The organism is Pseudomonas fluorescens, assembly GCF_002837185.1.
Taxonomy (GTDB): domain Bacteria; phylum Pseudomonadota; class Gammaproteobacteria; order Pseudomonadales; family Pseudomonadaceae; genus Aquipseudomonas; species Aquipseudomonas fluorescens_AM.
Window position 1 is genome coordinate 1 of sequence record NZ_KZ478036.1, and the last position, 24,948, is coordinate 24,948.

Annotated in this window: 25 protein-coding genes and 2 pseudogenes; 13 read left to right on the forward strand and 14 right to left on the reverse strand. The window is 60.3% G+C overall.

What is annotated here, in order from left to right; translation table 11 throughout:
• Positions 1 to 185: 185 nt before the first annotated feature.
• Positions 186 to 941, reverse strand: a complete 756-nt coding sequence (locus CIB54_RS28100; protein WP_371914528.1) for a methyl-accepting chemotaxis protein — start codon at positions 939 to 941, stop codon at positions 186 to 188.
• Between the two features lie 102 nt (positions 942 to 1,043).
• Positions 1,044 to 2,333, reverse strand: a pseudogene (locus CIB54_RS28105) (HAMP domain-containing protein); the annotation flags it as partial.
• A gap of 241 nt (positions 2,334 to 2,574) precedes the next feature.
• On the opposite strand from CIB54_RS28105, the gene CIB54_RS26280 reads away from it, so the two are divergent.
• The 3 genes and pseudogenes from CIB54_RS26280 (at position 2,575) to CIB54_RS28115 (ending at position 5,751) form a co-directional block, all read left to right on the forward strand.
• Positions 2,575 to 3,894, forward strand: coding sequence for a Na+/H+ antiporter family protein (locus CIB54_RS26280; RefSeq protein WP_191951263.1), 1,320 nt, complete (start codon positions 2,575 to 2,577; stop codon positions 3,892 to 3,894).
• Positions 3,895 to 4,161: 267 nt separating this feature from the next.
• Positions 4,162 to 4,893 (forward strand): annotated as a pseudogene (locus CIB54_RS28110) (cache domain-containing protein); the annotation flags it as partial.
• Between the two features lie 102 nt (positions 4,894 to 4,995).
• A complete protein-coding gene (locus CIB54_RS28115; RefSeq protein WP_420094174.1) occupies positions 4,996 to 5,751 on the forward strand; it encodes a methyl-accepting chemotaxis protein in 756 nt (251 codons plus the stop codon).
• 4 nt (positions 5,752 to 5,755) lie between these two features.
• Here the strand turns inward: CIB54_RS28115 and yegQ are convergent, their stop codons facing one another.
• Positions 5,756 to 7,069 carry a prephenate-dependent tRNA uridine(34) hydroxylase TrhP gene (gene yegQ, locus CIB54_RS26290; protein WP_101221391.1) on the reverse strand — a complete coding sequence of 438 codons (1,314 nt, stop codon included), beginning with the start codon at positions 7,067 to 7,069 and terminating at the stop codon, positions 5,756 to 5,758.
• Positions 7,070 to 7,245: 176 nt separating this feature from the next.
• Here yegQ and CIB54_RS26295 point away from each other — a divergent pair, with 176 nt between their 5' ends.
• Complete coding sequence (locus CIB54_RS26295) at positions 7,246 to 8,313, forward strand: AI-2E family transporter (protein ID WP_065884058.1); 1,068 nt, start codon at positions 7,246 to 7,248, stop codon at positions 8,311 to 8,313.
• Here CIB54_RS26295 and CIB54_RS26300 read toward each other — a convergent pair.
• The 3 genes from CIB54_RS26300 to CIB54_RS26310 form a co-directional block, all read right to left on the reverse strand.
• Positions 8,310 to 8,492, reverse strand: a complete 183-nt coding sequence (locus CIB54_RS26300; protein WP_065952283.1) for a hypothetical protein — start codon at positions 8,490 to 8,492, stop codon at positions 8,310 to 8,312. The genes CIB54_RS26295 and CIB54_RS26300 overlap by 4 nt on opposite strands.
• 91 nt (positions 8,493 to 8,583) lie before the next feature.
• The gene (locus CIB54_RS26305; RefSeq protein ID WP_057726255.1) at positions 8,584 to 8,778 is read right to left on the reverse strand and encodes a hypothetical protein; all 195 of its coding nucleotides are present in this window, start codon (positions 8,776 to 8,778) and stop codon (positions 8,584 to 8,586) included.
• A 233-nt stretch (positions 8,779 to 9,011) separates the two neighbouring features.
• On the reverse strand, positions 9,012 to 9,365 hold the full coding sequence (locus CIB54_RS26310; RefSeq protein WP_065952329.1) for a hypothetical protein: 354 nt from the start codon (positions 9,363 to 9,365) through the stop codon (positions 9,012 to 9,014).
• Positions 9,366 to 9,530: 165 nt separating this feature from the next.
• Between CIB54_RS26310 and CIB54_RS26315 the strand changes: the two genes are divergently transcribed.
• Positions 9,531 to 10,349 (forward strand): shikimate 5-dehydrogenase, encoded by an 819-nt coding sequence (locus CIB54_RS26315; protein WP_101221392.1) that lies wholly within the window; start codon positions 9,531 to 9,533, stop codon positions 10,347 to 10,349.
• Positions 10,350 to 10,504: 155 nt separating this feature from the next.
• Here the strand turns inward: CIB54_RS26315 and CIB54_RS26320 are convergent, their stop codons facing one another.
• Positions 10,505 to 11,155 carry a YceH family protein gene (locus CIB54_RS26320; RefSeq protein ID WP_101221393.1) on the reverse strand — a complete coding sequence of 217 codons (651 nt, stop codon included), beginning with the start codon at positions 11,153 to 11,155 and terminating at the stop codon, positions 10,505 to 10,507.
• A gap of 115 nt (positions 11,156 to 11,270) precedes the next feature.
• On the opposite strand from CIB54_RS26320, the gene CIB54_RS26325 reads away from it, so the two are divergent.
• The gene (locus CIB54_RS26325) at positions 11,271 to 11,780 is read left to right on the forward strand and encodes a DUF1993 domain-containing protein (protein ID WP_057726249.1); all 510 of its coding nucleotides are present in this window, start codon (positions 11,271 to 11,273) and stop codon (positions 11,778 to 11,780) included.
• A 65-nt stretch (positions 11,781 to 11,845) separates the two neighbouring features.
• Here the strand turns inward: CIB54_RS26325 and sstT are convergent, their stop codons facing one another.
• The gene (sstT, locus tag CIB54_RS26330) at positions 11,846 to 13,066 is read right to left on the reverse strand and encodes a serine/threonine transporter SstT (protein WP_101221394.1); all 1,221 of its coding nucleotides are present in this window, start codon (positions 13,064 to 13,066) and stop codon (positions 11,846 to 11,848) included.
• Between the two features lie 159 nt (positions 13,067 to 13,225).
• Positions 13,226 to 14,128 (reverse strand): transcriptional activator NhaR, encoded by a 903-nt coding sequence (gene nhaR / locus CIB54_RS26335; RefSeq protein ID WP_065952279.1) that lies wholly within the window; start codon positions 14,126 to 14,128, stop codon positions 13,226 to 13,228.
• A gap of 134 nt (positions 14,129 to 14,262) precedes the next feature.
• Here nhaR and CIB54_RS26340 point away from each other — a divergent pair, with 134 nt between their 5' ends.
• From CIB54_RS26340 to mnmH, 4 genes are all read left to right on the forward strand, one after another.
• Entirely contained in the window at positions 14,263 to 14,514 is a 252-nt protein-coding gene (locus CIB54_RS26340) for a hypothetical protein (RefSeq protein ID WP_065952278.1), read from the forward strand.
• A 28-nt stretch (positions 14,515 to 14,542) separates the two neighbouring features.
• The gene (locus tag CIB54_RS26345) at positions 14,543 to 15,292 is read left to right on the forward strand and encodes a TerC family protein (protein ID WP_065952277.1); all 750 of its coding nucleotides are present in this window, start codon (positions 14,543 to 14,545) and stop codon (positions 15,290 to 15,292) included.
• 93 nt (positions 15,293 to 15,385) lie between these two features.
• On the forward strand, positions 15,386 to 16,420 hold the full coding sequence (gene selD / locus CIB54_RS26350; RefSeq protein WP_065952276.1) for a selenide, water dikinase SelD: 1,035 nt from the start codon (positions 15,386 to 15,388) through the stop codon (positions 16,418 to 16,420).
• Positions 16,420 to 17,523 (forward strand): tRNA 2-selenouridine(34) synthase MnmH, encoded by a 1,104-nt coding sequence (gene mnmH / locus CIB54_RS26355; protein ID WP_101221395.1) that lies wholly within the window; start codon positions 16,420 to 16,422, stop codon positions 17,521 to 17,523. Before selD ends, mnmH begins: the two co-directional genes overlap by 1 nt.
• A 63-nt stretch (positions 17,524 to 17,586) precedes the next feature.
• Here the strand turns inward: mnmH and CIB54_RS26360 are convergent, their stop codons facing one another.
• Together CIB54_RS26360 and CIB54_RS26365 are read right to left on the reverse strand one after the other, a co-directional pair.
• The gene (locus CIB54_RS26360; RefSeq protein ID WP_101221396.1) at positions 17,587 to 18,642 is read right to left on the reverse strand and encodes a permease; all 1,056 of its coding nucleotides are present in this window, start codon (positions 18,640 to 18,642) and stop codon (positions 17,587 to 17,589) included.
• Positions 18,643 to 18,700: 58 nt separating this feature from the next.
• Positions 18,701 to 19,402 (reverse strand): histidine phosphatase family protein, encoded by a 702-nt coding sequence (locus CIB54_RS26365; protein WP_065952273.1) that lies wholly within the window; start codon positions 19,400 to 19,402, stop codon positions 18,701 to 18,703.
• A gap of 250 nt (positions 19,403 to 19,652) precedes the next feature.
• Here CIB54_RS26365 and CIB54_RS26370 point away from each other — a divergent pair, with 250 nt between their 5' ends.
• From CIB54_RS26370 to hemB, 3 genes are all read left to right on the forward strand, one after another.
• On the forward strand, positions 19,653 to 20,351 hold the full coding sequence (locus CIB54_RS26370; RefSeq protein ID WP_101221397.1) for a glutathione S-transferase N-terminal domain-containing protein: 699 nt from the start codon (positions 19,653 to 19,655) through the stop codon (positions 20,349 to 20,351).
• A gap of 2 nt (positions 20,352 to 20,353) precedes the next feature.
• Entirely contained in the window at positions 20,354 to 21,184 is an 831-nt protein-coding gene (locus CIB54_RS26375; protein ID WP_101221398.1) for a PhzF family phenazine biosynthesis protein, read from the forward strand.
• 117 nt (positions 21,185 to 21,301) lie between these two features.
• A complete protein-coding gene (hemB, locus tag CIB54_RS26380) occupies positions 21,302 to 22,276 on the forward strand; it encodes a porphobilinogen synthase (RefSeq protein ID WP_016977356.1) in 975 nt (324 codons plus the stop codon).
• An 88-nt stretch (positions 22,277 to 22,364) separates the two neighbouring features.
• Here hemB and CIB54_RS26385 read toward each other — a convergent pair whose 3' ends face one another.
• From CIB54_RS26385 to CIB54_RS26395, 3 genes are all read right to left on the reverse strand, one after another.
• Positions 22,365 to 22,694, reverse strand: a complete 330-nt coding sequence (locus CIB54_RS26385; protein ID WP_101221399.1) for a hypothetical protein — start codon at positions 22,692 to 22,694, stop codon at positions 22,365 to 22,367.
• A gap of 285 nt (positions 22,695 to 22,979) precedes the next feature.
• Entirely contained in the window at positions 22,980 to 23,288 is a 309-nt protein-coding gene (locus tag CIB54_RS26390) for a contact-dependent growth inhibition system immunity protein (protein ID WP_101221400.1), read from the reverse strand.
• The coding region (locus CIB54_RS26395) for an RHS repeat-associated core domain-containing protein (protein ID WP_198557223.1) at positions 23,285 to 24,948 on the reverse strand (1,664 nt) is incomplete at its 5' end. The genes CIB54_RS26390 and CIB54_RS26395, both read right to left, overlap by 4 nt.

Consider the following 24,948-nt stretch of genomic DNA (forward strand, 5'->3'; position numbering starts at 1 on the left):
CGCCGCCACGCGCCATCCATGGCGCGGGGCGGCTAACCCGGCGTCCTGCCGGGTTGCCCACGGATTCAAGCCTGCGTTCGGCCAGCGTGGTTTAACGGGGCGCCTAAGATCAAGATCAAGAGCGGCTCGCTCCTACAGACGGCAATGCCCCCTCCCACATTGAACCTGCGCCAGGACCAGAGTCGTTACACCCGGAACTGATCCATCAGCCCCTGCTGCTGATTCGCCAGACTGTTCAACGCCCGGCTCACCCGCGCCGATTCATTGGCCTGTTCCGACAGCGACTCGGTCACGTCGCGAATCGTCGCCACGTTGTTGTTGATCTCCTCGGCCACCGCGCTTTGCTCTTCGGCGGCGCTGGCGATTTGCAGGTTCATGTCGCTGATCACGGTGACGGCGTCACCGATCTGGCGCAGCGCGGTGACCGCCTGGCCGACCTGCTCGACACTGCCTTGAGCCTGACGATAGCTGTTGCCCATGGCACCGACGACTTCCTGGGTGCCGCTTTGCAATTGCTCGATCACCACGCGGGTTTCTTCCACCGACTCCTGGGTGCGCCGTGCCAGGTTGCGCACTTCGTCGGCCACCACGGCAAAACCCCGGCCGGCCTCACCGGCACGGGCGGCCTCGATGGCCGCATTGAGCGCCAGCAGGTTGGTCTGCTCGGCGATGCCACGAATCACTTCCAACACCGAGCCGATTTTTTCGCTGTTGCCCGCCAGGCCCTCAACCTGGGCCATGGCAGTGCTCATGTCAGCCGCCAGCAAGCCGATGTTGCTGGTGGTCTGATCGATCACGGTCAGGCCGTCGCGGGTGGACTGGTCGGCATCGCGAGCCGCTTGCGCAGCCTGGGCTGCGCTGCGGGCGACGTCCTGGGCGGTGGCGCTCATTTCGTGGGAGGCCGTGGCCACTTGGTCAACCTGGCGATACTGCTGCTCCATGCCGGCGCTGGTTTCGCTGGCAATCGCGGCGGATTGGTCGGCTGTGCCACGGGCGTCCTGCACCGAGCGTTTGACCTCGGCGATGATCGGCTGCAGCTTGTCGAGGAAACGGTTGAACCAGCCGGCCAGTTGGCCCAGTTCGTCCTGTTTGTCGTAGGCCAGGCGGCGGGTCAGGTCGCCTTCGCCGCTGGCGATATCCTCGAGCATATGCGCCACGCCGAGGATCGGCCGGGTCACACTGCGTGCCATCAGCCACACCAGGATCAAACCGATCACGGCGGCCAGCAGGCCCAGGCCGAGTTCGAGCAGGGTGCCACGGGCATTGTCGGCGTCCAACTGGGCTTTGAGCGCCTCGGCCGGCGCCACCAGGACTTTTTGCGGTACGTCCAGCAGCACGCCCCAGGGTTTGCCGCCCGGGATCGGTGCAAAGGGCGCCAGCACTTTAAGCTGGTGATCGGTGCGCAGGCTGCGGATCTCGGTGCCGCTCGCCAGGGCACTGATCAGCTGTGCGCCGCTGGCGGGGTCGACCTGGTCCAGGCGTTGGCTGAGCTTGCTGGCGTCCGCGCTGTAGCCGGCGAGCAAGCCGGTCGGGCTCAGAATGCTGACCAGGGTCTGGCCGTCGTAGAGCTTCTGGCTGGCCTGTTGGCTCACGGCCTGCAAGCTGTCGAGATTGATGTCCACTGATAACGAGGCAATGACTTTGCCGTTGACCATCAGCGGGAAGACAATGCTGGTCATCAGCACGTTCTGCCCGTCGATCACATAAAAGTAAGGTTCGATCACGCAAGGCTTGAGGGTGGTGCGCGGGCAGGTGAACCAGGCGTTGGCTTTTTCGCCGCTGGGGCTGACGGACGTGTCGGTCATGTCGCTTTCGGGCAGCGCCATGGAGGTGATTTTGCCGGGCGTCGGTTGCGACCAGTACAGGGCGAAGCGGCCTTTGTCGTTACTGCCCAGTTCCGCCTGGTTGGCGAACAGTTCATCCTTGCCATCCAGCGCATTGGCTTCGAACACCAGGGACAAACCCAGCAGGTCGGGGTTGGCCTGCAGTGCGGCGCGAACTTGACGGGTCAGGTCTTCGCGGGTGTCGAAAGCATCCAGAAAGCGTTTTTCCGCCTGCTCGCGCAAAAACAGCACTTGACGCGAAAACCCATGGCCGTATTGGTAGGCATCCATGAACTGCTGGCGAATGCCCAGCGCCTGCACTTCACCTTGAGCCTCGATACGCGCCTGGGCGGCTTCATCGAGCATCTGCATGCTCGAAGCCTTGACCTGCTCGGAACTCTGCGCCATGCGATACAGCGAAAGACCCACCAGCAGGGTCACGATTCCCAGCAGGCAAAGGCCCGCGAGCAGGGTGATTTTCCATTGAATGGAGAGCTGCCTGAGCGACATCGGGACATCCTTACCTGAATACACATAGAAAAACCGTTATCGGCTGCGCGCGTTTTTTCTTTATTCAAACAGTCAATTTAAACCTGCCCAGGGTCACAGCTTTTTGACATGGCCGGCCGGCTGCTGCAAAGTGCGCGCCCTCTAATAAGACCTCTTTGAGCCCGTACGCCGGCAGCGCCTTCAATGGCCGCTGCGGCGGGGGCATGCCTGTCTTTTATGTTTCTGTCTTGAGGTAACCATGATTAACGCTGTTATCGCCGCAGTCGGCACCATGCTGGTGCTCAGCCTGTCCCGTGTGCATGTGGTCATCGCCATTATTGTGGGCGCCCTGGTGGGCGGCTTGACCGGGGGGTTGGGGATCGACGCCACGCTCAAGGCGTTTAACAGCGGCTTGGGTGGCGGTGCGACGGTGGCTTTGTCCTACGCCTTGCTCGGCGCTTTCGCGGTGGCGATTGCCAAGTCCGGCCTGGCCCATGCCCTGGCGGACAAAGCGCTGTTGCTGGTCGATCGCCAGGAAGCCAGCGGCGGCAACCACGTCAAATGGTTGCTGATCGGCCTGCTCTGGGCGGTGGCGATCGCTTCACAGAACATCCTGCCGATTCACATCGCGTTCATCCCGCTGCTGGTGCCGCCGTTGCTATATGTGCTGACCAAGCTGCAACTGGATCGCCGCCTGATCGCTTGCGTCATGACGTTCGGCTTGATCACGCCGTACATGTTCCTGCCGGTGGGCTTCGGTAATATCTTCCTCAACCAGATCCTGCTGGCCAACGTGGCCAAGAGCGGCGTGGACATCAGCCAGGTCAACGTGACCCATGCCATGAGCCTGCCCGCGCTGGGCATGGTGGTCGGGCTGCTGGTGGCGGTGTTTATCAGCTATCGCAAAAAACGCGTGTACGACCTGGAGAAAATCGAGCGTGTCGAGCAGGTGGCGGTGCAGTACAACCCGTTGACCCTGCTGGTGGCCGGCCTGGCGATTGCCTCGGCGTTCATCATTCAACTGTGGCTGGACTCGATGATCATCGGTGCGTTGGCCGGGTTCCTGATTTTCTCGGTGTCGGGCATCGTGCGCTGGCGCGAGACCGATGACCTGTTCACCGAAGGCATGAAGATGATGGCGATGATCGGCTTCATCATGATCGCCTCGTCGGGCTTTGCCGAAGTGCTCAAGGCCACCGGTGATGTGCGCTCCCTGGTGGAAACCTCGGCGGCGTTCATCGGCCATAGCCGTGGAGTAGGGGCGCTGTTGATGCTGCTGGTGGGGCTGTTGGTGACCATGGGCATCGGTTCGTCGTTTTCCACGGTGCCGATCCTGGCCGCGATTTTCGTGCCGTTGTGTGTGCAACTGGGCTTCAGCCCGGTGGCGATCGTGTGCATCGTCGGCACCGCCGGCGCGTTGGGCGACGCCGGTTCACCGGCCTCCGATTCCACCCTCGGTCCGACCTCCGGCCTGAATATCGACGGCCAGCACCATCATATCTGGGACACCGTGGTGCCGACTTTCCTGCATTACAACCTACCGCTGCTGGCGTTTGGCTGGCTGGCGGCGATGACGCTCTGACATCAGCTCCCTCACCTCACTGTAGGAGCGAGCTTGCTCGCGAAAAACGCCCAGATAACGCGTTCATCCAGACTGCACGCGTTATCGTTGACGACCTTCGCGAGCAAGCTCGCTCCTACAGAAATCACGCATTTGGCCGCTAACCTCTCAAGTCGCCCCTAATAAGAGAGAAAAGCCATGCGTCTGAGCCTCAAGGCCAAAGTCCTGTCCCTTGCCGTCGTGCCGGTGCTGCTGTTCGCCCTGGTCATCAGCCTGACCACTGTGTGGATGCTGCAGGGCCAGGCGCGCAACGAAGTGGATGAAACCCGCCAGCGCCTGCTCAACGACGCCAAGGCCACCCTGAAAGGGTATGTCGAGGTGGCCATGACCACCATCAAGCCGCTTTACGACGCCGCTGCCCCCGGTGATACGGTGGCGCGGGCGCAGGTGGTCAAGTTGCTGTCCAGCACCAGCTACGGCAAGGACGGCTACTTTTTCGGCTACGATTCCGAGACCATCCGTCTGTTCAAGGGCAACAGTCCGGACGGCGTGGGCAAGAGCTTCAAGGACAACCGCGACCCCAACGGCGTCTACGTCAACCGCGACCTGGTCAACGTCGGCAAGGACGGCACCCACTACCTGCAATACAGCTCGACCCAGCCCGGCCAGACCGAGCTGGTGCCCAAGCTCGGCTACACCGAATACCTGCCCAAGTGGGACATGGTCATCGGTACCTCGGTCAACCTCGATGGGATCGAAGCCCAGGTCGCGGTGGTCGAGGCCAAGGTCCACGAGCGCATGGAGGGCGTGCTGTTGAGCATCCTCGGTGTGGCGGCCGTGGTGTTGTTGGTGATCGCCGCCGTCGGCCTGTTGGTGGCCAACACGATCCTGCGCCCACTGAGCCTGATGAAAGCCAACCTGGACGATATCGCCGCCGGCGAAGGTGATCTGACGCGCCGCCTGGCCATTACCAGCCAGGACGAACTCGGCGACCTGGCTGGCGCGTTCAACCGGTTTGTCGACAAGGTCCACGGGCTGGTCCGCCAGATCACCGAAATGACCGCGCAACTCACCGGCCTGGTGAGCCAGGTGTCCGAGCAAGCCCAGCGTTCGGAAACCGCCATGGAACGCCAGCGTCACGAAACCGACCAGGTCGCCACCGCGATCAATCAGATGTCGTCCGCCGCCCATGAAGTGGCGCGCAGTGCCCAGGGCGCTGCCGTTGCCGCGCAGCAGACCGATGCCGAGGGCCAGGCCGCCAAGCGCGTAGTGGACGGCAGCATCGCGCAGATCCATGCGCTGGTGAACGATATCCGCAGCAGCGGGGTGTCCCTCGACAGTCTGCAGCAGGACGTGTCTTCGATTGTCAGCGTGCTTGGCGTGATCCGCTCGATTGCCGAACAAACCAACCTGCTGGCTTTGAACGCAGCGATTGAAGCTGCGCGCGCCGGTGAGGCCGGGCGGGGCTTTGCCGTGGTTGCCGATGAAGTGCGCGCCCTGGCCAGCCGCACCCAGACCAGCACCCAGGAAATCCAGGGCATGATCGACCGCCTGCAAAAAGGCACCGAGGCTGCCGTGGATGCCATGCGCCGCTCCAGCGATGCCGGTGACGGCACTTCGTCCCAGGCCAACCAGGCCGGGGCATCGCTGGACACCATGGCCCAGTTGATCGGCACCATCAACTCCATGAACGCGCAGATCGCCAGCGCCGCCGAAGAGCAAACCGCCGTGGCCGAGGAAATCAACCGCAGCGTGCACCAGATTGCCGCGGCGGTAGACAGCGTGGCCGATGAAACCCAACTCGGCGCCCAGACGTCCCGCAGCCTGGCGGATCTGGGGCAGCGCCTGGGGCAGTTGGTGGGTCAGTTCAGGATTTGATCGTTCACAGATCGCGCATCAACAGGCCAAAATCCAGGCCCGCCTCGGCCGGCAAGGGCACGTACACCGTGTGCCCGTCCCCCGGCGCTACCTCGATGGCGTCGCCCTTTGCGTTATGCAACGAGGCCAGGTCAAAGTGGAAGTTGCCGGCCGGCGTCATCAATTCCAGATGATTGCCCACGGCGAAGCGGTTCTTCACCTTGACCTCGGCCAGCTCGCCCCGGCGTTCGCCGGTCAGTTCACCGACAAACTGCTGACGCTCGGAGACGGAGCTGCCGTGCTGGTAGTTCTGGTATTCATCGTGCACATGGCGGCGCAGAAAGCCTTCGGTGTAACCGCGTTGGGCCAGGGATTCGAGGTCGGTCATCAAGCGGCGGTCAAAGGCGCGACCGGCCACCGCATCATCGATTGCCCGGCGATACACCTGGGTGGTGCGCGCGCAATAGAAGTGCGATTTGGTGCGGCCTTCGATCTTCAGCGAATGCACGCCCATCTGGGTCAGGCGCTCCACATGCTGCACGGCGCGCAAGTCCTTGGCGTTCATGATGTAGGTGCCGTGCTCGTCTTCGAACGCGGGCATCTGTTCATCGGGGCGATGGGCTTCCTGCAACAGGAATACCTGGTCGGTCGGCGTACCGAGGCCCAGCGTCGGTTCAACGGCCTGGACGATCTCACCCGTGGCATTTTCCACCGCCGCGCTGGCCTGGTACTTCCAGCGGCACGCATTGGTGCAGGTACCCTGGTTGGCGTCGCGCCTGTTCATATAGCCCGACAGCAGGCACCGCCCGGAATAGGCCATGCACAGGGCGCCATGCACAAACACCTCCAGCTCCATGGCCGGCACCTGCTGGCCAATCTCACCGATTTCTTCCAGGGACAGCTCCCGCGACAGGATCACCCGGCAGATGCCCTGTTGCTGCCAGAACTCCACGCTGGCCCAGTTGACGGTGTTGGCTTGCACCGACAAGTGAATCGGCATCTGCGGAAAATGCCGGCGCACCAGCATGATCAGCCCCGGGTCAGACATGATCAGCGCATCCGGGCCCATGGCGACCACGGGCGTCAGGTCCTTGAGGAAGGTCTTCAACTTGGCGTTGTGCGGCGCAATGTTCACCACCACGTAGAAGCGCTTGCCCTGTGATTGGGCCTCCTGGATCCCGAGGGCCAGGTTGGCGTGGTCGAATTCATTGTTGCGCACGCGCAGGCTGTAGCGCGGCTGGCCGGCGTACACCGCATCGGCGCCATAAGCGAAGGCGTAACGCATGTTCTTCAATGTGCCGGCGGGAGCGAGCAGTTCGGGGGCGATTATCGGGGGCATGGTGCGTACGTCGCAAAAAAAGCGCGAGGGTAGTGCAGGGCAGGGCGCGATGCATTGATCCACGTCTGGTTAAGCCGATCTATGCTTGTTCGATAAACCAGGGCACTCCCAGGTTGCGCTGCGGACTAAGCAACAGGGCCGACACCGGCCCCGTGCTTTTTTGACATGGATCGGACATGAATCAAACCAATCTGCAATTCAAGACCTTGCTGTTACTCCTGGCCCTGGTCACTGTCGCCTTTATCTGGATATTGCTGCCGTTCTACGGCGCGGTGTTCTGGGCGGTAATCCTCGGCATCATCTTCGCGCCCATGCAGCGCCGCCTGCAACAGCGCTTTGGCTGGAACCGCAACCTGACCTCCCTGACCACCTTGTTGGTGTGCCTGGTGATCGCGATTTTGCCGGTGATCATTACCAGCGCCTTGCTGGTGCAAGAGGGCGCCACGCTCTATAAGAACGTCGAAAGCGGCAAGTTGGATGTGGCCGGTTATATCGAGCAGTTCAAGCATTTCCTGCCGCCGTATTTCCAGCACCTGCTGGACCGTTTTGGCATGGGCAACCTGGAAGGCCTGCGCGAGAAGGTGGTCAAGGGCGCGATGCAGGGCAGCCAGTTCTTCGCTTCCCAGGCGTTCAGCTTCGGCCAGGGCACGTTCGATTTCCTGGTGAGCTTCTTCATCATGCTGTACCTGCTGTTTTTCCTGCTGCGCGACGGCCCGGAGCTGGTCCGCAAGGTGCGCACGGCGGTGCCGTTGGCCGAGCCGCAAAAGCGTCGCCTGCAACTCAAGTTCAACCGGGTGGTGCGGGCCACGGTCAAGGGCAACGTGCTGGTAGCCGTGACCCAAGGTGCGCTGGGGGGCTTGATCTTCTGGTTCCTGGATATTCCCAGCGCGTTGCTCTGGGCGGTATTGATGGCGTTTCTGTCGCTGCTGCCTGCGGTGGGCGCCGGGATTGTCTGGGGGCCGGTGGCCGCTTACTTCCTGTTGAGCGGTTCGATCTGGCAGGGCGTTGTGCTGGCGTTGTTCGGCGTGTTCGTGATCGGCCTGGTGGACAATGTGCTGCGCCCGATTCTGGTGGGCAAAGACACCAAGATGCCGGATTACCTGATCCTGATCTCGACCCTGGGCGGGCTGTCGGTGTTTGGCCTGAATGGTTTCGTGATCGGGCCGCTGGTCGCGGCGCTGTTCATGTCCTGCTGGGCGTTGTTTGTCGAAACCAAGCCGCGTGTCAAGCTGCCGCTGCCCTAGGCTTCAAGCCTGTAGCCGGCTGCCAGCTGGCGTTGCATCTGGGCATCGGATAACGAGGTGAGCGGGCCGCTGATGGGCTCGCCATCGCTGACCACGTACCAGCAGGCGAGCAGGCCCAGCTTGCGAAGAGGGGCGGGAACGGCGCTGCCGATGACGGACATGATCTGAACAGTGGGCATAAGTACCTCCAAACGTTATGGAGGTCACCTTACGGTGCGCCGGCGCCGAGGAAAAATCACCTGGCTCGATAGTCGACATCAACGCCAGACGTCAATCCACCACCTGATCGAGCATGTGCACCACTTCCTGTTCGCTGAGCAAGCCTTTGCGCACCAGGCTTTCAGCCAGCAATGCCAGGAACTTTGCGCTGCGGTGGCCTTCCAGGTGCTTGAGTTCGGTCAGGGCGCTGTAGACCTTGCTGGACGTACAGAGGCCAGCGGTGCGGTGCGGATTTTGCGTGGGCATGGTCAATCGTCCTTAATTGTTATTGAGTGGACAGAATCGATACTGAAACGGCTTGGTGACACAAACATGACAGCGTTCGTAGGGGGCGATCAAGAGGCGATCCCAACCTGATGATGTGGGATCGGCGCTCAAGCATTGTCCTCACAACGACCTTGGCAGGATAAATACAGACTTTGCGGCAAAAAAAGGCCCCGCGTGTGGGCGAGGCCTGTTGCATGTGCACCGATGGACGGTTACCAGCCGTGGCGATAGTAGCCGTGGGGCGGGCCATAGTAGCCATAGCCCCGTGGCGGGCCGTAATAGACGGGTGCCGGGCGGTAATAAACCTGTTGCTGCACATACACTGGCGGCGGCGGTGCGTAGTAGACCGGCGGTGGAGCGGCATACACCGGCTGCGGCTGCACGTACACCGGTTGTTGCTGTACGTAGACCTCACGAGGCTGGCTGGCAACCACGGAGCCGACGACGGCTGCACCGACAAGCGCACCCAACACGGCCGGGCCGCCCCACCCACCACCGTGAGCGGAAGCTTGGCCTGCCATAGCGAGTGCGCCAATAAGCAAAGCAATCCTGGGGACTTTACGCATCATGATCTTTCCTCGGTTAGCCCCTGCGCTTGTGGTCTGCAATCAATAGACTCAAGGATTGTCGCGGGGATACTTTTAAGACAACGTATTTCTGAAAAACAGCACAGCCAATAGGTAAAGGTTGTGTAAGGTCTGTACCGATTTGCTTACTTCAAGGAGCTACCCATGCAGATGCACCCCAATAAGGACACCCGGCTGTGCATGTCACTGTCGGCGCGTCCTGGAAATTTCGGCCTGCGTTTCCACAACCATCTGTATGAGCAGTTGGGCCTGAATTTCTACTATAAGGCCTTCAGCAGCCAGGACTTGCCTGGCGCGATCGGCGGCATACGAGCGCTGGGTATTCGCGGCTGTGGCGTGTCCATGCCGTTCAAGGAAGCTGCCATCGCTTTAGTGGACGAACTTGACGATTCGGTTCAAGCCATCGATTCGCTGAACACCATCGTCAACACCGACGGCCGTCTCAAGGCCTACAACACCGATTACATCGCCGTTGAGCAACTGCTGAAAAAGCATCAGGTACCCCAAGGTTCGAGCTTCGCCCTGCGTGGCAGTGGCGGCATGGCCAAGGCCGTGGCCAGTGCCTTGCGTGATGGCGGTTACGCCAATGGTGTGATCGTGGCGCGCAACGAAGCGGCGGGCAGGGCCCTGGCGCAGAACCTGGGGTATGCATGGCAGGCTGAACTGGGCGAGTTACGTCCGCAGATGCTGGTTAATGTGACGCCGATTGGCATGACCGGCGGGGCGCAAGCGAATCAGCTGGCATTTGCGGCCGATGCGGTGGATAACGCCGAGACGGTGTTCGATGTCGTCGCGATCCCCGCTGAAACGCCCTTGATTGTGCGTGCGCGTGCCAAGAACAAGCGGGTGATTACCGGGCTTGAAGTGATTGCGATCCAGGCGCTGGAGCAGTTTGTGCTGTATACCGGCGTGCGTCCTACGCAGGAGCAGTTCGAGGCGGCGGTGGCCTTCGCCCGGAGCTGACGCCCTGTAGGAGCGAGCTTGCTCGCGAAAAACTCACTGGCACCGCGTTCATTCAGAAAACACGCGTGATCGTTGACGTTTTTCGCGAGCAAGCTCGCTCCTACAGACGGTGGTGTACGCTTAACTGACTGGCATTCGCGCAGGGTTGAATCTCGTCAGGCCTGTTCCAACTGTGTCAGGCGTTCTTCCAGCGCCGCAATCCGCGCTTCCAGCTCTTCAATGCGCTCCATTGAGACAGCCCCGCCGCCACGCTCCACCGGATTTGCGCGCGCCGCAATAATCGCTTCGATATCCGCCGGGTCGCCCAGCGCATGGGTATACCGATCCTCGCGCTGCCCCGCCTGGCGTGGCACCAACACCGCCAAACCGCGGCCAATCAGACGTTCCAGTTGATGCACCACTTGCTCGGCGTCTTCAAAGTCATGCATGCGCCCGCTGCGCGTCAGCAACTCGTTGACCGTCTGCGGCCCGCGCAGGAACAGCAGCCCGATCAGGATCACCTGCGCCGGTACCAGTTCAAGCGCTTTGTCGACGCGGTGTTCCCAGCGGTCGGCGCGGCTGCCCATGACCAGCCGGGTAAAACCCTGGCCTTCGAGCACGCGCAAGCTTTGGCCAACCTGGCCCTGGCTGAGGTTGGTCACCGGTTCGCGGCTGGTCTTCTGGTTACAGGCCAGCACCAGGGCGTTAAGGGTCAGGGGGTAGGTCTCCGGGTTGGTGGCCTGTTTCTCGATCAGGCAGCCCAGGACGCGGATTTCCGTGCTGTTCAGGCGCGGCTCAGGGGTGTCGGTGTCGTGCTCGGCGGTCATCGCGCGTTCCCTATGCAGTGAATCCCCTAGCCTAAGCCGGAAAAAATAAAAGACAAGCGGCAGGCATGGCTATAATCGCCGCTGGTTCCAACCCTGCCATTACCGTGAGACTGACATGACTATTTCCCTGTATGCCGCTTCTATCCCAGTCTTCAAGCAAATGCTCAACGCCCTGAGCGATGTGCTGAACAAAGCCGAAGCCCACGCCAGCGCCAAAAACATCGAGCCGAACGCCTTGCTGCAGGCGCGTCTGTTCCCGGACATGTTCCAACTGGTGCGTCAGGTACAGATCGCCGTGGACTTCGCCAAAGGTGTCAGCGCACGCCTGGCCGAGATTGAAGTGCCCAAGTACGAAGACAGCGAAGTCACCTTCGCCGACCTGCAAGCGTTGATCGCCAAAGTGCTGGCCTTCGTCGACACCATCAAGCCTGAGCAAATCGACGGCAAGGAAGGCATCGAGATCGTCACTCGCCCGGGCACCCCGAAAGAGAAGCGCTTCAGCGGCCAGTCCTACCTGCTGACCTACGGCCTGCCGCAGTTCTTCTTCCACGTCACCACCGCTTACGCGTTGTTGCGTCACAACGGCGTCGAAGTGGGCAAGCGTGATTACATGGGCGCTTTCTAAGCACCCACAAAAAAGCCCGGGAGCGTTCTTCAACGAACGGTCCCGGGCTTTTTTATTGCCGGTGTCTAAGCCGGCTGTGCATCCTTGTCCAAACACGCCGCTGCGGTGAACAACACATCGGTGGACGAGTTGAGCGCGGTTTCCGCCGAGTCCTGCAACACGCCGATGATGAAGCCGACAGCCACCACCTGCATGGCAATTTCACTCGGAATGCCGAACAGGCTGCACGCCAGCGGAATCAGCAGCAGCGAGCCGCCGGCCACCCCCGATGCTCCACAGGCACAGATGGCCGCGACCACACTGAGCAGCACGGCGGTGGGCAGGTCTACGGCGATGCCCAGGGTATGCACGGCCGCCAGGGTCAGTACAGTGATCGTGATTGCCGCACCGGCCATGTTGATCGTGGCGCCGAGTGGGATCGACACCGAATACGTGTCTTCATGCAGGCCCAGGCGTTTGCTCAACGCCAGGTTCACCGGAATATTGGCCGCCGAGCTGCGGGTGAAGAACGCGGTGATACCGCTTTCGCGCAGGCACAGCAACACCAGCGGGTAAGGGTTACGGCGCAGTTTCCAGAAAACGATGGCCGGGTTGATCACCAGCGCCACGAACAGCATGCAGCCGATCAGTACCACCAGCAGATGGGCATAGCCGAGCAGGGCGCCGAAGCCGGAGGTGGCCAGGGTCGAGGCGACCAGGCCGAAGATCCCCAGCGGGGCGAAGCGGATCACTACGCGTACGATCAGCGTTACGCCGTTGGACAGGTCGTCGAGCACCGTGCGGGTGGTGTCGCCTGCTTGGCGAATGGCAATGCCCATGCCAATGGCCCAGGCCAGGATGCCAATGAAGTTGGCATTCATCAGTGCGCTGACCGGGTTATCCACCACGCTGAGCAGCAGGCTTTGCAGCACCTCGCCGATACCGCCGGGGGCGCTTACGGTGGCGTCATGGGTAGCCAGGACCAGGGAAGATGGGAACATCATGCTGGCAACCACTGCGACCACGGCAGCGGCAAAGGTACCCAGTAAATACAGGAACAGGATCGGTCGGATATGGGTTTCCTGACCGTGTTTATGATTGGCAATAGACGCCATCACCAGTACGAACACCAGGATCGGCGCGACGGCCTTCAGGGCCGTGACGAATACTTTACCGATAAAGCCGGTGGCCTTGGCGGCCTCTGGCAGCAACAGGGCCAGCACAATGCCAGCGATCAGGCCGATGATGATTTGGGTGACCAGGCTGACGCGCATTAAACGTTGCAGCAGTGAAGGGGCAGCAGTCATAAACGATTGTCTCTAGTTTTTTTAGTGGGCACAGCATTGCAGGGAGAAAGTACTGTAGGAAGCAGGCGCGAAGTCTAGCATGCTGTAGGACGAGTCCCGTTTGCTGCGTCATTCCGTCACCGGCACCGTCAGATTTGCCAACTCGCTCCCACCGTGTGTTCAGGGCAGGGCGGTAAACAGTTCGCGTCGGGCGCCTTCGGTAATCGCCACGATGCCGGGGTGCTTGACCTTGCGCTCCACCGAGATGGCGTAGAAGGATTCGGTCACCGCGTCGGTCTGGCCGATCAGTGCCACGCCGTACTGGCGCACCACTTCATCGGCGATCACGCTGGGGGCGATAAAGATGCCGCTGCCGGACTGGCCGAATGCCTGCATCAAGGCGCTGTCGTCGAACTCGCCGATGATCCTGGGTTGGATCTGCTGATCGGCAAACCAGCGCTGCAAACGGCTGCGCACCACTGTCTCCGCGCCGGGGATCAACAACGGTGCGCCGTGCAAACATTCAGGGAACGCGCCGCCATGGCGCTCGGCCAACGCATGAGTGGCAAAAAAACTGATGCCACATTCCCCCAGCTTCTGGCTGTAGCCCTTGATGTCCAGGTGAGTAGGCATCGGGCTGTCGGAAATCACCAGGTCCAGGCGCTGGATCGCCAGGTCGGCCAATAACCGTTCGAGTTTGTCTTCACGGCACGTGATGCGCAGCGGTTCGCTCAGCTCCATGGTGGGAGCGATCAGGCGGTACACGATGGACTTGGGCACCACATCCGCCACCCCGACGCGAAACACAATCTGCTGCTCATTGGGTTGCGCGCGCAGCATCGCCTCCAACTCATTCCCGGTCTGGAACATCTGCTCGGCGTAGGGCAGGGCCTGGCGCCCGGCTTCGGTCAGCTCCAACTGGCGCCCCACCCGCTGAAACAGGTCGATGCCAAAGGTCTGTTCCAACAGGCTGATCTGCCCGCTGATGGTTTGGGGCGTGAGGTTCAGTTGTTCGCAGGCGCGCACGATGCTGCCCGTCTTCGCCACCACCCAGAAATAATGTAACTGTCGATAATTGAGCATCGCCGTCTACACTTCGTAAAAAACGAAGTATACGTCAGAAAAATACGAATTTTCCTGAACTGTTCACCTGCATAGAATGCCTCGCTATCGCGGGGCCACTATTTGGCCCCAAGGGTTCTAACGAGGAATACATCATGAAACTCAATTCCCTGGGCGCGGCGTCGCTGCTTGCGCTTTCATTGGTGGTGATCAGCGGTTGTGATCAGGTCGAGAAAAGCGCGCAGCAGGTGTTGGGCAAGGCCACCGAATCGGCCAAGCAAGCCATCGATGACACCCAGAAGGCCGCCGAACAGGCATTGAGTGAAGCGACCCAAGGCCTGATCAGTCCGCAGAAAAAGGATGATCAGGCAGAAAAAGACGCTGAATCGAACACCCAAGAAACCTAATTTCCCAGCACAACGTCAGGACTGACCTATGGATTATCTTTTACAACTGGCCGCCAGCCCCACCGCGTGGATCGCGCTGGCCACCTTGATCGTCATGGAAATCGTGCTGGGCATCGATAACCTGATCTTCATCTCGATCCTCACCAACAAGCTGCCTGAGCAGCATCGGGCCAAGGCGCGGCGCATTGGCATCAGCATGGCGCTGATATTGCGCCTGGGCCTGCTGAGCACCATCGCCTTTATCGTGCAACTGACGGCGCCGGTGTTCGAAGTGTTCGGCCAGGCCTTTTCGTGGAAGGACATGATCCTGATCGCCGGTGGTCTGTTCCTGGTGTGGAAGGCAACCACCGAGATCCACCACAGCATGGACCCGGCGCCCGAAGAGAAAACCAGCGTTGGCAATACGGTCGCCATAGGCTTTGCTGCCGCCATCGGGCAGATCCTGCTGCTCGACCTGGTGTTCTCCATCGACAGCATCATCACGGCAGTGGGCATGACCGAACACTTGCCGATCATGATCATTGCCGTGGTGACCTCGGTGATCGTGATGCTGGTGGCGGCCGAACCCTTGGCCAAGTTCATCAACGACAACCCGACCGTGGTGATGCTGGCCCTGGGTTTCCTGATCATGATCGGCATGACGCTGATCGCCGAAGGCTTCGGCGCCCATGTGCCAAAAGGCTACGTGTATGCAGCCATGGCGTTCTCGGCGGCGATCGAATGCCTGAACATTGCCCGACGTAACCGGCACGCGCGTTTGCTCGCTGCCCGGCAGTAACGCTTGATCTGAAAAGCCGGCCGTGTTCATTGGAGCACGGTTGGCTTTTGGCTATCTGGTAGAATTCTCCTACACGATAGTCAGAGGTTTTCCATGAGCGAGCAGATTCGACTTACGCAGTACAGCCATGGTGCAGGTTGCGGTTGCAAGATCTCGCCTCAGGTGCTGGAGGTGATTCTGGCCGGCAGTGGCGCACAAAACCTCGATCCCAACCTCTGGGTGGGCAACGCTTCACGCGATGATGCGGCGGTGTACGCCATCGACGATGAACGCGGCGTGGTATCCACCACGGACTTTTTCATGCCGATTGTCGACGACCCCTTCGACTTCGGCCGCATCGCTGCCACCAATGCCATCAGCGACATCTACGCCATGGGCGGCGACCCGTTGATGGCCATCGCCATTCTTGGCTGGCCGGTGAACGTGCTGGCTCCGGAAGTTGCCCGCGAAGTCATTCGTGGCGGTCGCGCGGTATGCGATGCCGCCGGCATCCCCCTGGCGGGTGGGCACTCCATCGACGCGCCGGAACCGATCTTCGGCCTGGCCGTGACCGGCATCGTGCAAAAGCGCCATATGAAACGCAACGACACCGCCACCGCAGGGTGCAAGCTGTACCTGACCAAACCCTTGGGTATCGGCATCCTCACTACCGCCGAAAAGAAGGGCAAGTTGCGCGAGGCCGACATCGGCCTGGCCCGCGACTGGATGTGTACCCTCAACAAACCCGGTAGCCGCTTCGGCAAGCTGGCCGGGGTGACTGCCATGACCGATGTCACCGGTTTCGGCTTGCTCGGACATCTGGTGGAAATGGCCGACGGCAGCGGCCTCACCGCCCGCATCGAATATGCAAAAGTCCCACGCCTGCCAGGCGTCGAGTACTACCTGGACCAGGGCTGCGTACCCGGTGGCACCTTGCGCAACTTCGACAGCTACGCCAGCAAGGTCGGGCGTGTGCAGGAATTGCACAAGCGCGTGCTGTGCGATCCGCAAACCAGCGGTGGCTTGCTGATCGCCGTCACGCCCGAAGGCGACGCCGAGTTCCACGCGGTGGCCGCTGAACTGGGCCTGGCCCTCGAGTCCATTGGCGAACTGCTTGAGCGACAGACACACGCGGTAGAGGTGATTTGATGGCAACGGATATCACCGATTACCGCGACATCTTCCTCAACGACCGGCCGATGATGGATACCCGCGCGCCGGTCGAGTTCACCAAGGGCGCGTTCCCCGGCGTGGTCAACCTGCCGTTGATGACCGACGAAGAGCGCCAGCGGGTCGGCACCTGCTACAAGCAGCAAGGCCAGCACGCCGCAATTGTTCTGGGCCATGAGCTGGTGTCGGGGACGGTCAAGGCCGAGCGTATCGAGCAATGGGCACAGTTCGCCCAGGCCAATCCACAGGGCTACCTGTACTGCTTTCGCGGCGGGTTGCGCTCGCAGATTGTGCAGCAATGGCTGAAAACCGAAGCGGGTATCGAGTACCCGCGTATCGGTGGTGGCTACAAGGCCATGCGTACTTTCCTACTGGATACGCTGGACCAGGCGACTGCCCAATGTGATTTTGTTCTGCTCGGCGGCATGACCGGCACCGGCAAGACCGAAGTGCTCGGTCAGTTACGCAACGCCCTGGACCTGGAAGGCCATGCCAACCATCGCGGCTCCAGCTTCGGCAAGCGCGCCACGACGCAGCCTTCCAATATCGACTTCGAAAACCGCCTCGCGGTGGACGTGCTCAAAAAACGCGCGGCGGGCATCGAACAGTTCGTGGTCGAGGACGAGAGCCGCATGATCGGCAGCTGCGCGCTGCCGCTGCCGTTACACAAAGGTATGCAGACGTTCCCGATGGTATGGCTCGAAGACAGCGTTGAAGGTCGCGTCGAGCGCATCCTGCGCGATTATGTGGTCGACCTGTGCGCCGAGTTCATTGAGGTATTGGGTGAAAATGGCCAGGCATTGTTTGCCGAACGTCTGACTCAAAGCCTTGCCAATATCCATAAGCGCCTGGGCGGCGAACGCTTTCAGCGGCTGCAGGCGATTTTGCAGGACGCCCTGGCGGAACAGGCACGCAGCGGGGCAGTGGACCTGCACCGCGTGTGGATCGAAGGCTTGTTGCGCGAGTATTACGACCCGATGTATGCGTTTCAGCGCGAGAACAAAGGGGCGCGGATCGAGTTTGCCGGGGAGCAGGGTGCGGTGGTGGAATACTTGCGTGAGCGTGGTGCTCGGCGCGGTTGATTGGCAGGTTCGAAGGCCCCTTCGCGGGCAAGCCCGCGAAAGGGTCATCAGCCCACTCAACGTCTAAAGAATCACCGCCCCGATCAACCCGCACACTACTCCCATCAACATGGTCAGCCCGGCCACCGTCACCAGCACCCGCGCATCGAAATCCTTGCGCAGCATCAGCAGCGACGGCAGGCTTACGCTCGGCAGGGTCATCAGCAAGGCGACGGCCGGGCCGGTGCCCATGCCCAGGGTCATCATGGTTTGTACGATGGGAATCTCGGCCGCCGTAGGAATCACGAATAACGTGCCGACTATCGCCAGCGGAACCAGCCACACAAGGCTGTCGGCCATCGCCCCGTCCACATGGGGGAACAGCCAGACCCGTGCCGCGCCGAGGATCAGCACCGCGAGGATATACACCGGGATGGTGCTCCAGAACAGCTGCCACAACGTCCGTAACCAGCGCGTCAGGAAGGGTTCGGACTCAGCAGTGCTGACCTCGGCCACGGCCTCCAGCGCTGCTTCCGGCACCTGGTCCGGGCGTGCAATACGTTGCGCTATCAATGACACACCCACCACCAGCACTATCCCCGCCACCAGGCGCAACGCGGTAAAGCCCCAACCCAGCACAAAGCCCATGAACACCAGCGTGGCCGGGTTCAGCGCCGGGTTGGCAATCCAGAACGCCAGGGCCGCGCCCACCGACACCTGCTGACGGCGCATGCCTGCCGCCACCGGCGCCGCGCAGCAACTGCACATCATCCCCGGCAAGGCGAACAGCCCGCCGCGCAGGGTCGAGCCCAGTCCGGCGCGGCCGAACAGGCGCAACAGCCAGTCGCGAGGGATCAGCACCTGCAGCAGCGAACCCAGGATGACCGCCAGCACGGCGGCTTTCCAGATCGCCAGAAAATACACCTGGGCATAGGCCAGCGCCGCCGCGAGGGGCGAGCTTTGCTGATCATTGAGAATCGAGGCACCGATGCTGTGGTTGTCAGCCGCGACAAAGGCCTTGAGGTAGTAGGGCGACCATTTCACGTAGTAGAGGCCGATGCAGGCCACCAGGAGAAACAGCGCAGGTTTGCACCAGAACGACCAGCCCCGGTTGGGCTGGGCAGAAGAGAGGTTGGACATGAAGATGTTCCGCCGATGAGTCAATAGCGCAGCATCATACGCGTCTGACGCTCAACCTTCAGGTATCTGCGCTGACCTGGGTCGGGTTGGGGCAGGTTTGCTCACCATTATCGAGCCCCTGCTTGTAGTTGCGACTGAGCAGCGAGGCCTTGCCGTTGTGCCAGGTGAGTGTCAGCACGTACAGCGAGTCATAGTCGCTGCCGGACCAGTCGTCGGTGATGGTGTGCTTTTCGCCAGCCGCTTCACTGGCGACTTTGTTGATCAACTCCGGCAGGTAACCGTGGGACCAGGCGGTGTAGATCGTGGCGTTGTGGTACTTGTCTTCGACCAGTTCGTCGGCCAGGGCACTGGTGTCGTTTGCCGAGAACTTGATGTTGACCGGCAGGCCCAGCTTGATTGCGCTGGGGCTGATGGTCATCAGCGGGCGAATGTAGCTGTAGGAGTTGTCCAGCTCACCTTCCTCGACATTGCGCGTCGGGTTGGCGGCAAACACGAAATCGGCCTTGCCGAATTTTTCCGGCAATACACTGGCCAGGTTCATCGCACGGTTCAGGCCCTGACAATTGAGTTGGCCCAGGCCTCCGGCAGGTTTTTCGCCGTGGCGCAGAAATACCAGGGTTTGCACGCCGTCCACCGGTTGCGCGCGGCTTTCACGGGCATCCAGTGCCGTGACAATACCGGCGGTGACCAGCAGCAGCGGTAACATGATGTATGAATAACGTTTGATGTGTTGCACAAGGCGCAGAGGCTTGATCTTCATTTAGGTTCGAGTCTTCTTGCGTCGGTTTAAGGCTGACAGGCCCGGCCCATTGGCGCGGTGCGCGTCTGAGGTTGTTCCATGTCGGTATAGCCAGGTGCCTCCATTCACCGGATAAGCGCAGTTAAGAGTGCATTCGGGCATTTTGGTTCGCCCACGGGGATTTTAGCCAGGCAATGTTGCTCGATGATGACGTATGCACGACGCCGAGCAGATGACTATCATGGGGATTTTCCGCTCAGGAATTTCCTCGATGAACGCACTCGCCGCTTTCCCGATCAACAGCAAATGGCCCGCGCAGCACCCGGAGCGCCTGCAGCTGTATTCGTTGCCTACGCCCAATGGCGTCAAGGTCTCGATCATGCTCGAAGAGCTCGGGCTGCCTTATGAGGCGCACAAGGTCAGCTTTGATACCCAGGACCAGTTGTCCGCCGAGTTCATGTCGCTCAATCCCAATAACAAGATCCCCGCAATCATTGACCCCAATGGCCCCAGCGGGCAGCCGCTGGCGTTGTTCGAGTCCGGCGCGATCCTGATTTACCTGGCGGAGAAGAGCAGCCAGCTGCTCGCCGAAGATCCGGCCACTCGCTACGAAACCCTCCAGTGGCTGATGTTCCAGATGGGCGGGATCGGCCCGATGTTCGGCCAGTTGGGGTTCTTCAACAAGTTCGCCGGCAAGGCCTATGAAGACAAGCGCCCGCGCGACCGTTATGCCGCCGAATCGCGGCGCTTGCTCCACGTGCTGGAAAAACGCCTGTTGGGCCGCACCTGGATCATGGGTGACGATTACAGCATCGCTGACATCGCCATCTTCCCCTGGATTCGCAACCTGATCGGCTTCTACGAATCCGGCGACTTGGTGGGCATTGCCGATTTTCCTAACGTACTGCGCGCGTTGGACGGCTTTGTCGCACGCCCAGCGGTGATCCGTGGCCTGAATATTCCGAGCTGAGCATGCCGACTTTCGATTTCAAACAACTGGATGTCTTCAGCCGTGTGCCGCTCAAAGGCAACCCACTTGCCGTGGTGCTCGGGGCCGACAGCCTGACGGACCAGCAGATGGCCGACTTCGCCAAGTGGACGAACCTCAGCGAAACCACGTTTTTGCTGACGCCCCGTGACCCGCGAGCCGATTACCGGGTAAGAATTTTCACAACTATGCAGGAACTGCCGTTTGCCGGGCATCCGACCTTGGGCAGTTGCCACGCGTGGTTGCAGGCAGGCGGTATTGCGCGTGGGCAAGAGATCATTCAGGAGTGCGAAATCGGTTTGGTGCGCATTCGACGCGAAGGCGACGAACTGGCGTTCATCGCGCCACCGCTGTTGCATTCTGGCGTTGTCGAGGCGCCGCTGCTGGAGCGTGTGCGCGTTGGGCTGGGCCTGGCGCCCGGCGCTATTGTGCGCAGCCAGTGGGTGGATAACGGCGCGGGTTGGCTGGCGGTGATGCTGGCTGATCGCCAGGCTGTGCTGGCGCTGCAGCCTGACTACTCGCAGTTGCTCGGCTTGGCGGTCGGCGTCATCGCGCCCGGCACTGGGGAAGACGCACAGTTTGAGGTGCGCGCCTTCATCGCCGGCGACGGTGCTCAGGAAGATCCGGCCACCGGCAGCTTGAACGCCGGGCTTGCCCAATGGTTGCTCAGCGAGGGCCTGGCGCCGGAGCGCTACGTGGTCAGCCAGGGCACCGCCATCGGACGAGCGGGGCGCATTCGCATCGAGCGCCAGGGCAGTGAAATCTGGGTTGGCGGCGCCGTAGCCGTCTGCATCGAAGGGCATTTACAGCTCTAGATCAATGCAATTGTTACGCGGCGCGCAATACACTGTTGGCCCCTCGGCATTTGTGCCGCCGGGGCTTGGGGCATAAGCTTTGGCCCCAAAGATTTCAGCCACTTTTTCAGGAAAGCCATGACCAGCCAGTTCCCCCAAGCCCGCCCCCGTCGCCTGCGCCGCTCTCCGGAGCTGCGTGGCCTGTTCCAGGAAAGCGAATTCACGCTCAACGACCTGGTGCTGCCGATTTTCGTCGAAGAAGAAATCGACGACTTCGTGCCGATCACCAGCATGCCGGGCGTGTTGCGCATCCCTGAGAAAAAGCTGGCCGGCGAGATCGAGCGCTATGCCCGTGCCGGCATCAAGTCGGTGATGACCTTTGGCGTTTCCCATCATCTGGACGCCAGCGGCAGCGACACCTGGAAAGAGCGCGGCCTGGTCTCGCGCATGTCGTCGATCATCAAGGACGCCGTGCCGGAAATGATTGTGATGTCCGACACCTGCTTCTGCGAGTACACCGATCACGGCCATTGCGGCGTGATGCATGGCGCCCACGTCGACAATGACGCGACCCTGGTCAACCTCGGCAAACAAGCCGTGGCCGCCGCCCGCGCCGGTGCCGACGTCATCGCGCCTTCGGCGGCAATGGACGGCCAGGTCCAGGCCATCCGCCGCGCCCTGGACGATGCCGGTTTCACCCACATCCCGATCATGGCCTACTCCACCAAATTCGCCTCGGCCCTCTACGGCCCGTTCCGCGAAGCCGGCGGCAGCGCCCTCAAGGGCGACCGCAAAAGCTACCAGATGAACCCGATGAACCGCCGTGAGGCCGTACGCGAATCGCTGCTCGACGAGCAGGAAGGCGCCGATGCGCTGATGGTCAAACCGGCCGGCGCCTACCTCGACATCATCCGCGACATCCGCGAAGCCTCACGCCTGCCGGTGGCGGCGTATCAGGTGAGCGGCGAGTACGCGATGATCAAGTTTGGCGCACAGGCCGGAGCGATTGACGAGGATCGCGTGGTGCGCGAGACCCTGGGCTCGATCAAGCGCGCGGGGGCGGATTTGATATTTACGTATTTTGCGATGGATTTGGCGTTGGCGGGGATTTAAGGGCGCTGCTTGCTTAACCTGCCTGTGGCGAGCGAACTTGCTCGTCACAGGTAGAGGCGTCCAGAAAGGCAATCAATTGAGTGTGTGATCAGGCTATCAATGAAGTGGCTTCTTTTTGACGTCCTGTATTAATCGACCCTTGTGCGAGAACCAGTACCTCTTTTAATGCGTCAATTGATTGCGCAGTCAGCGTTAATGCTGGAAGGTCCCACTCATAGTCCCTGACAACCCTGATTTGAAAGTGGCCGTTTGCGTCGAACGAAGGGTACCAGCCCACATCTATGAGGAAACCGTCTGGATACTCCACCTGCAGCATGTCCTCCTTCAGATAGTGAGCTTGATGCTCAATCGCGCAATCTTCCAACATGGACAGCTCATCGTAAGTGATTTTGCCTTTTAGGAAGTCTAACGAGATCATTTGGTTAGTCTCCGAAATTCTTGCTCTGAGATAGAATGGCCATGAATTGTTCTAGCACTCAATTCAGTGCGTATCCAACGACTGGGTAGACCTTCGCTGGCGCCGATGCTTTGAGGGTACTCCGTGGGAATTTAAGGGCGCGGCCACTAAGCCCACCTGTGGCATGTGGGGCGACGACGCTAGACGCTCTGCTTCACAACTGTCGCTTTGATACAGCGCGAGCATATGAGCCCGCGCTTTCAGTTTTTTCAGTCATCATTTCTATTGTTTGAGCATCCGCTGAATTTATTCATTGAGCAAATAATTGTCGAATTTTTTCAAAATATGGTTCAACCATAGTAGACCTGACGCCCACTCGTTTGGGTAGTAGTAATAGCAGTACTGCTCATGTAGCAAATTACCCAAGAGATTGGACTCGTTTGTATAGGAGTCGATCAGCTCTAGAATTTCATTTTTTACGGTGATGATTATGTCCCTGGATGAGTCTAATAGAAATTTATCAATGACCTCGTCAGCTGTGGCGTGTTCATCTACCCAGTCCTGATGAAAGTAAGCTCCAAAAAATTGTTGAAGTTCAGTTAGTTGTTTGTTCATTTTTCTATTGGGTATCCTGTCAGTAAAAGGTAACCATCTGGCATTTTGGGCTTTCGAATTAGAACGAGCAAAAATTTATTAACAGGTATGGATTCTGTCGTGCCTCTTATAACGCTCAATCCTACGGGTTGGCTCGATTGTTCTCTAATAATGTGCTTGTCCTTCGTTCCTTTTAGGAATTTTGATATTTCTTGGCTACGCGAGGCCAAGCTTTTGGATACTAGAGCTTCTGCATCGTCTAAGGTTTTGAAGGTAGATGCGGCAGGTATATTTGGTTCCGCCTCAAGCCTTTCTACCAACTGAGAGTCAGTCTGTTTTACGTGTTTCCTGATCAGGTGACCGCCCGCTTTTTCGTGCGAATTCAGTAAGCTATTAGATGTTTTTTTTGTTGGGTCGCTCACTTTTGAGCCAGGACAAGTGCCAACCTTACAGCTAAGGCCCAGCGGATCAACCCACCCTGTAGGATTCGGTGCGTACTGGTATGCATTGACCCCACCCGCCAGCTTCACCGGGTCCGGCGTCAGGTAACGACCGATATTCGGGTGGTAGTAGCGATGGCGGTTGTAGTGCAGGCCGCTTTCCTGGTCGTAGTATTGACCTTGGAAACGTAGAGGGTTGTCGATTTTGCCTACGTCGAGGCGGCTGATTTCGCCGTAGGCGCGGTAGTGGGCGGACCAGGCGATTTCGCCGTCGGGCGTTGTAAGTTCCTGCGGTGTGCCGAGGTGGTCGAGTTGGTAGTGGTAGGGCTTGGTCTCTTCTGGGCCGAAGCCTTCCAACAGTGCCAGTGGGCGGAAGCTGTCCGGTTCGTAGAGGTAGCTGCGATGGCGATCGGCGTGGTGTTCGGCGATCAGCTTGTCGCCTTGCCAGAAGAACTCTGTGGTTTTCTCTTCGAGGGTCTTGCTGATGCGGCGACCAAACGGGTCATAGCGATAGCTCGCGGTTTGGCCGTTGGGTTGGGTGACGCCAATCAGCCGGTGCTGGCAGTCGTAGCGGTATTCGGTGACGAGTGAATGGCCCTTGCCACGCCGTTCTCTTATTAGATTTCCAAAAGCGTCATAGTCGTAATGGTGATCGCCCTGGATCATCAGGCGGTTGCCAGCAACGATGTCCGGGCCGGGGCGGTCTTGCATCAGCAGGTTGCCCGCCGGGTTGTGGGCGAAGCGCTCCTGGACGTCCTGGGAATGATCTGCGCGGGTCAGGCGCTGGAGCGGGTCGTAGCGGTAACGGTGTTCGCCTTTGCGGGTATCGAGCAGGCGGGTGAGGTTGCCGGCTTTGTCGTAGTCGTATTGGCGTTGATAGAGGTGGTTTTGCTGTTGGGTGATGGCGTGGGCGTGCAGGCGGTTTTGGTCGTCGTAGTGGTAGTGGCTGAGCAGTTGGCCTTGTTGGCGTTGGTGTTCGCGACCGGCACTGAACAGGTGGGAAGTCAGTAACTTGTCATTCAGTTCGACGGTGGCCAGGTGGCCGCCTTTGTCGTGGTTGAAGGTGACGCGGTTGTTGTCGGGCAGGCGTAAATGCTGGAGTTGCCCGCAGGCGTCGTAGCCGTAGCGCAAGGTGCCCCAGCCTTGATGTTCGGCAGTGAGGCGGTTTTGTTTGTCGTACTCGTAGGCCAGCGCCCAGTGGCCGTCTTCGACGCTGAGGAGGTTGCCTTGGCGGTCGTAGG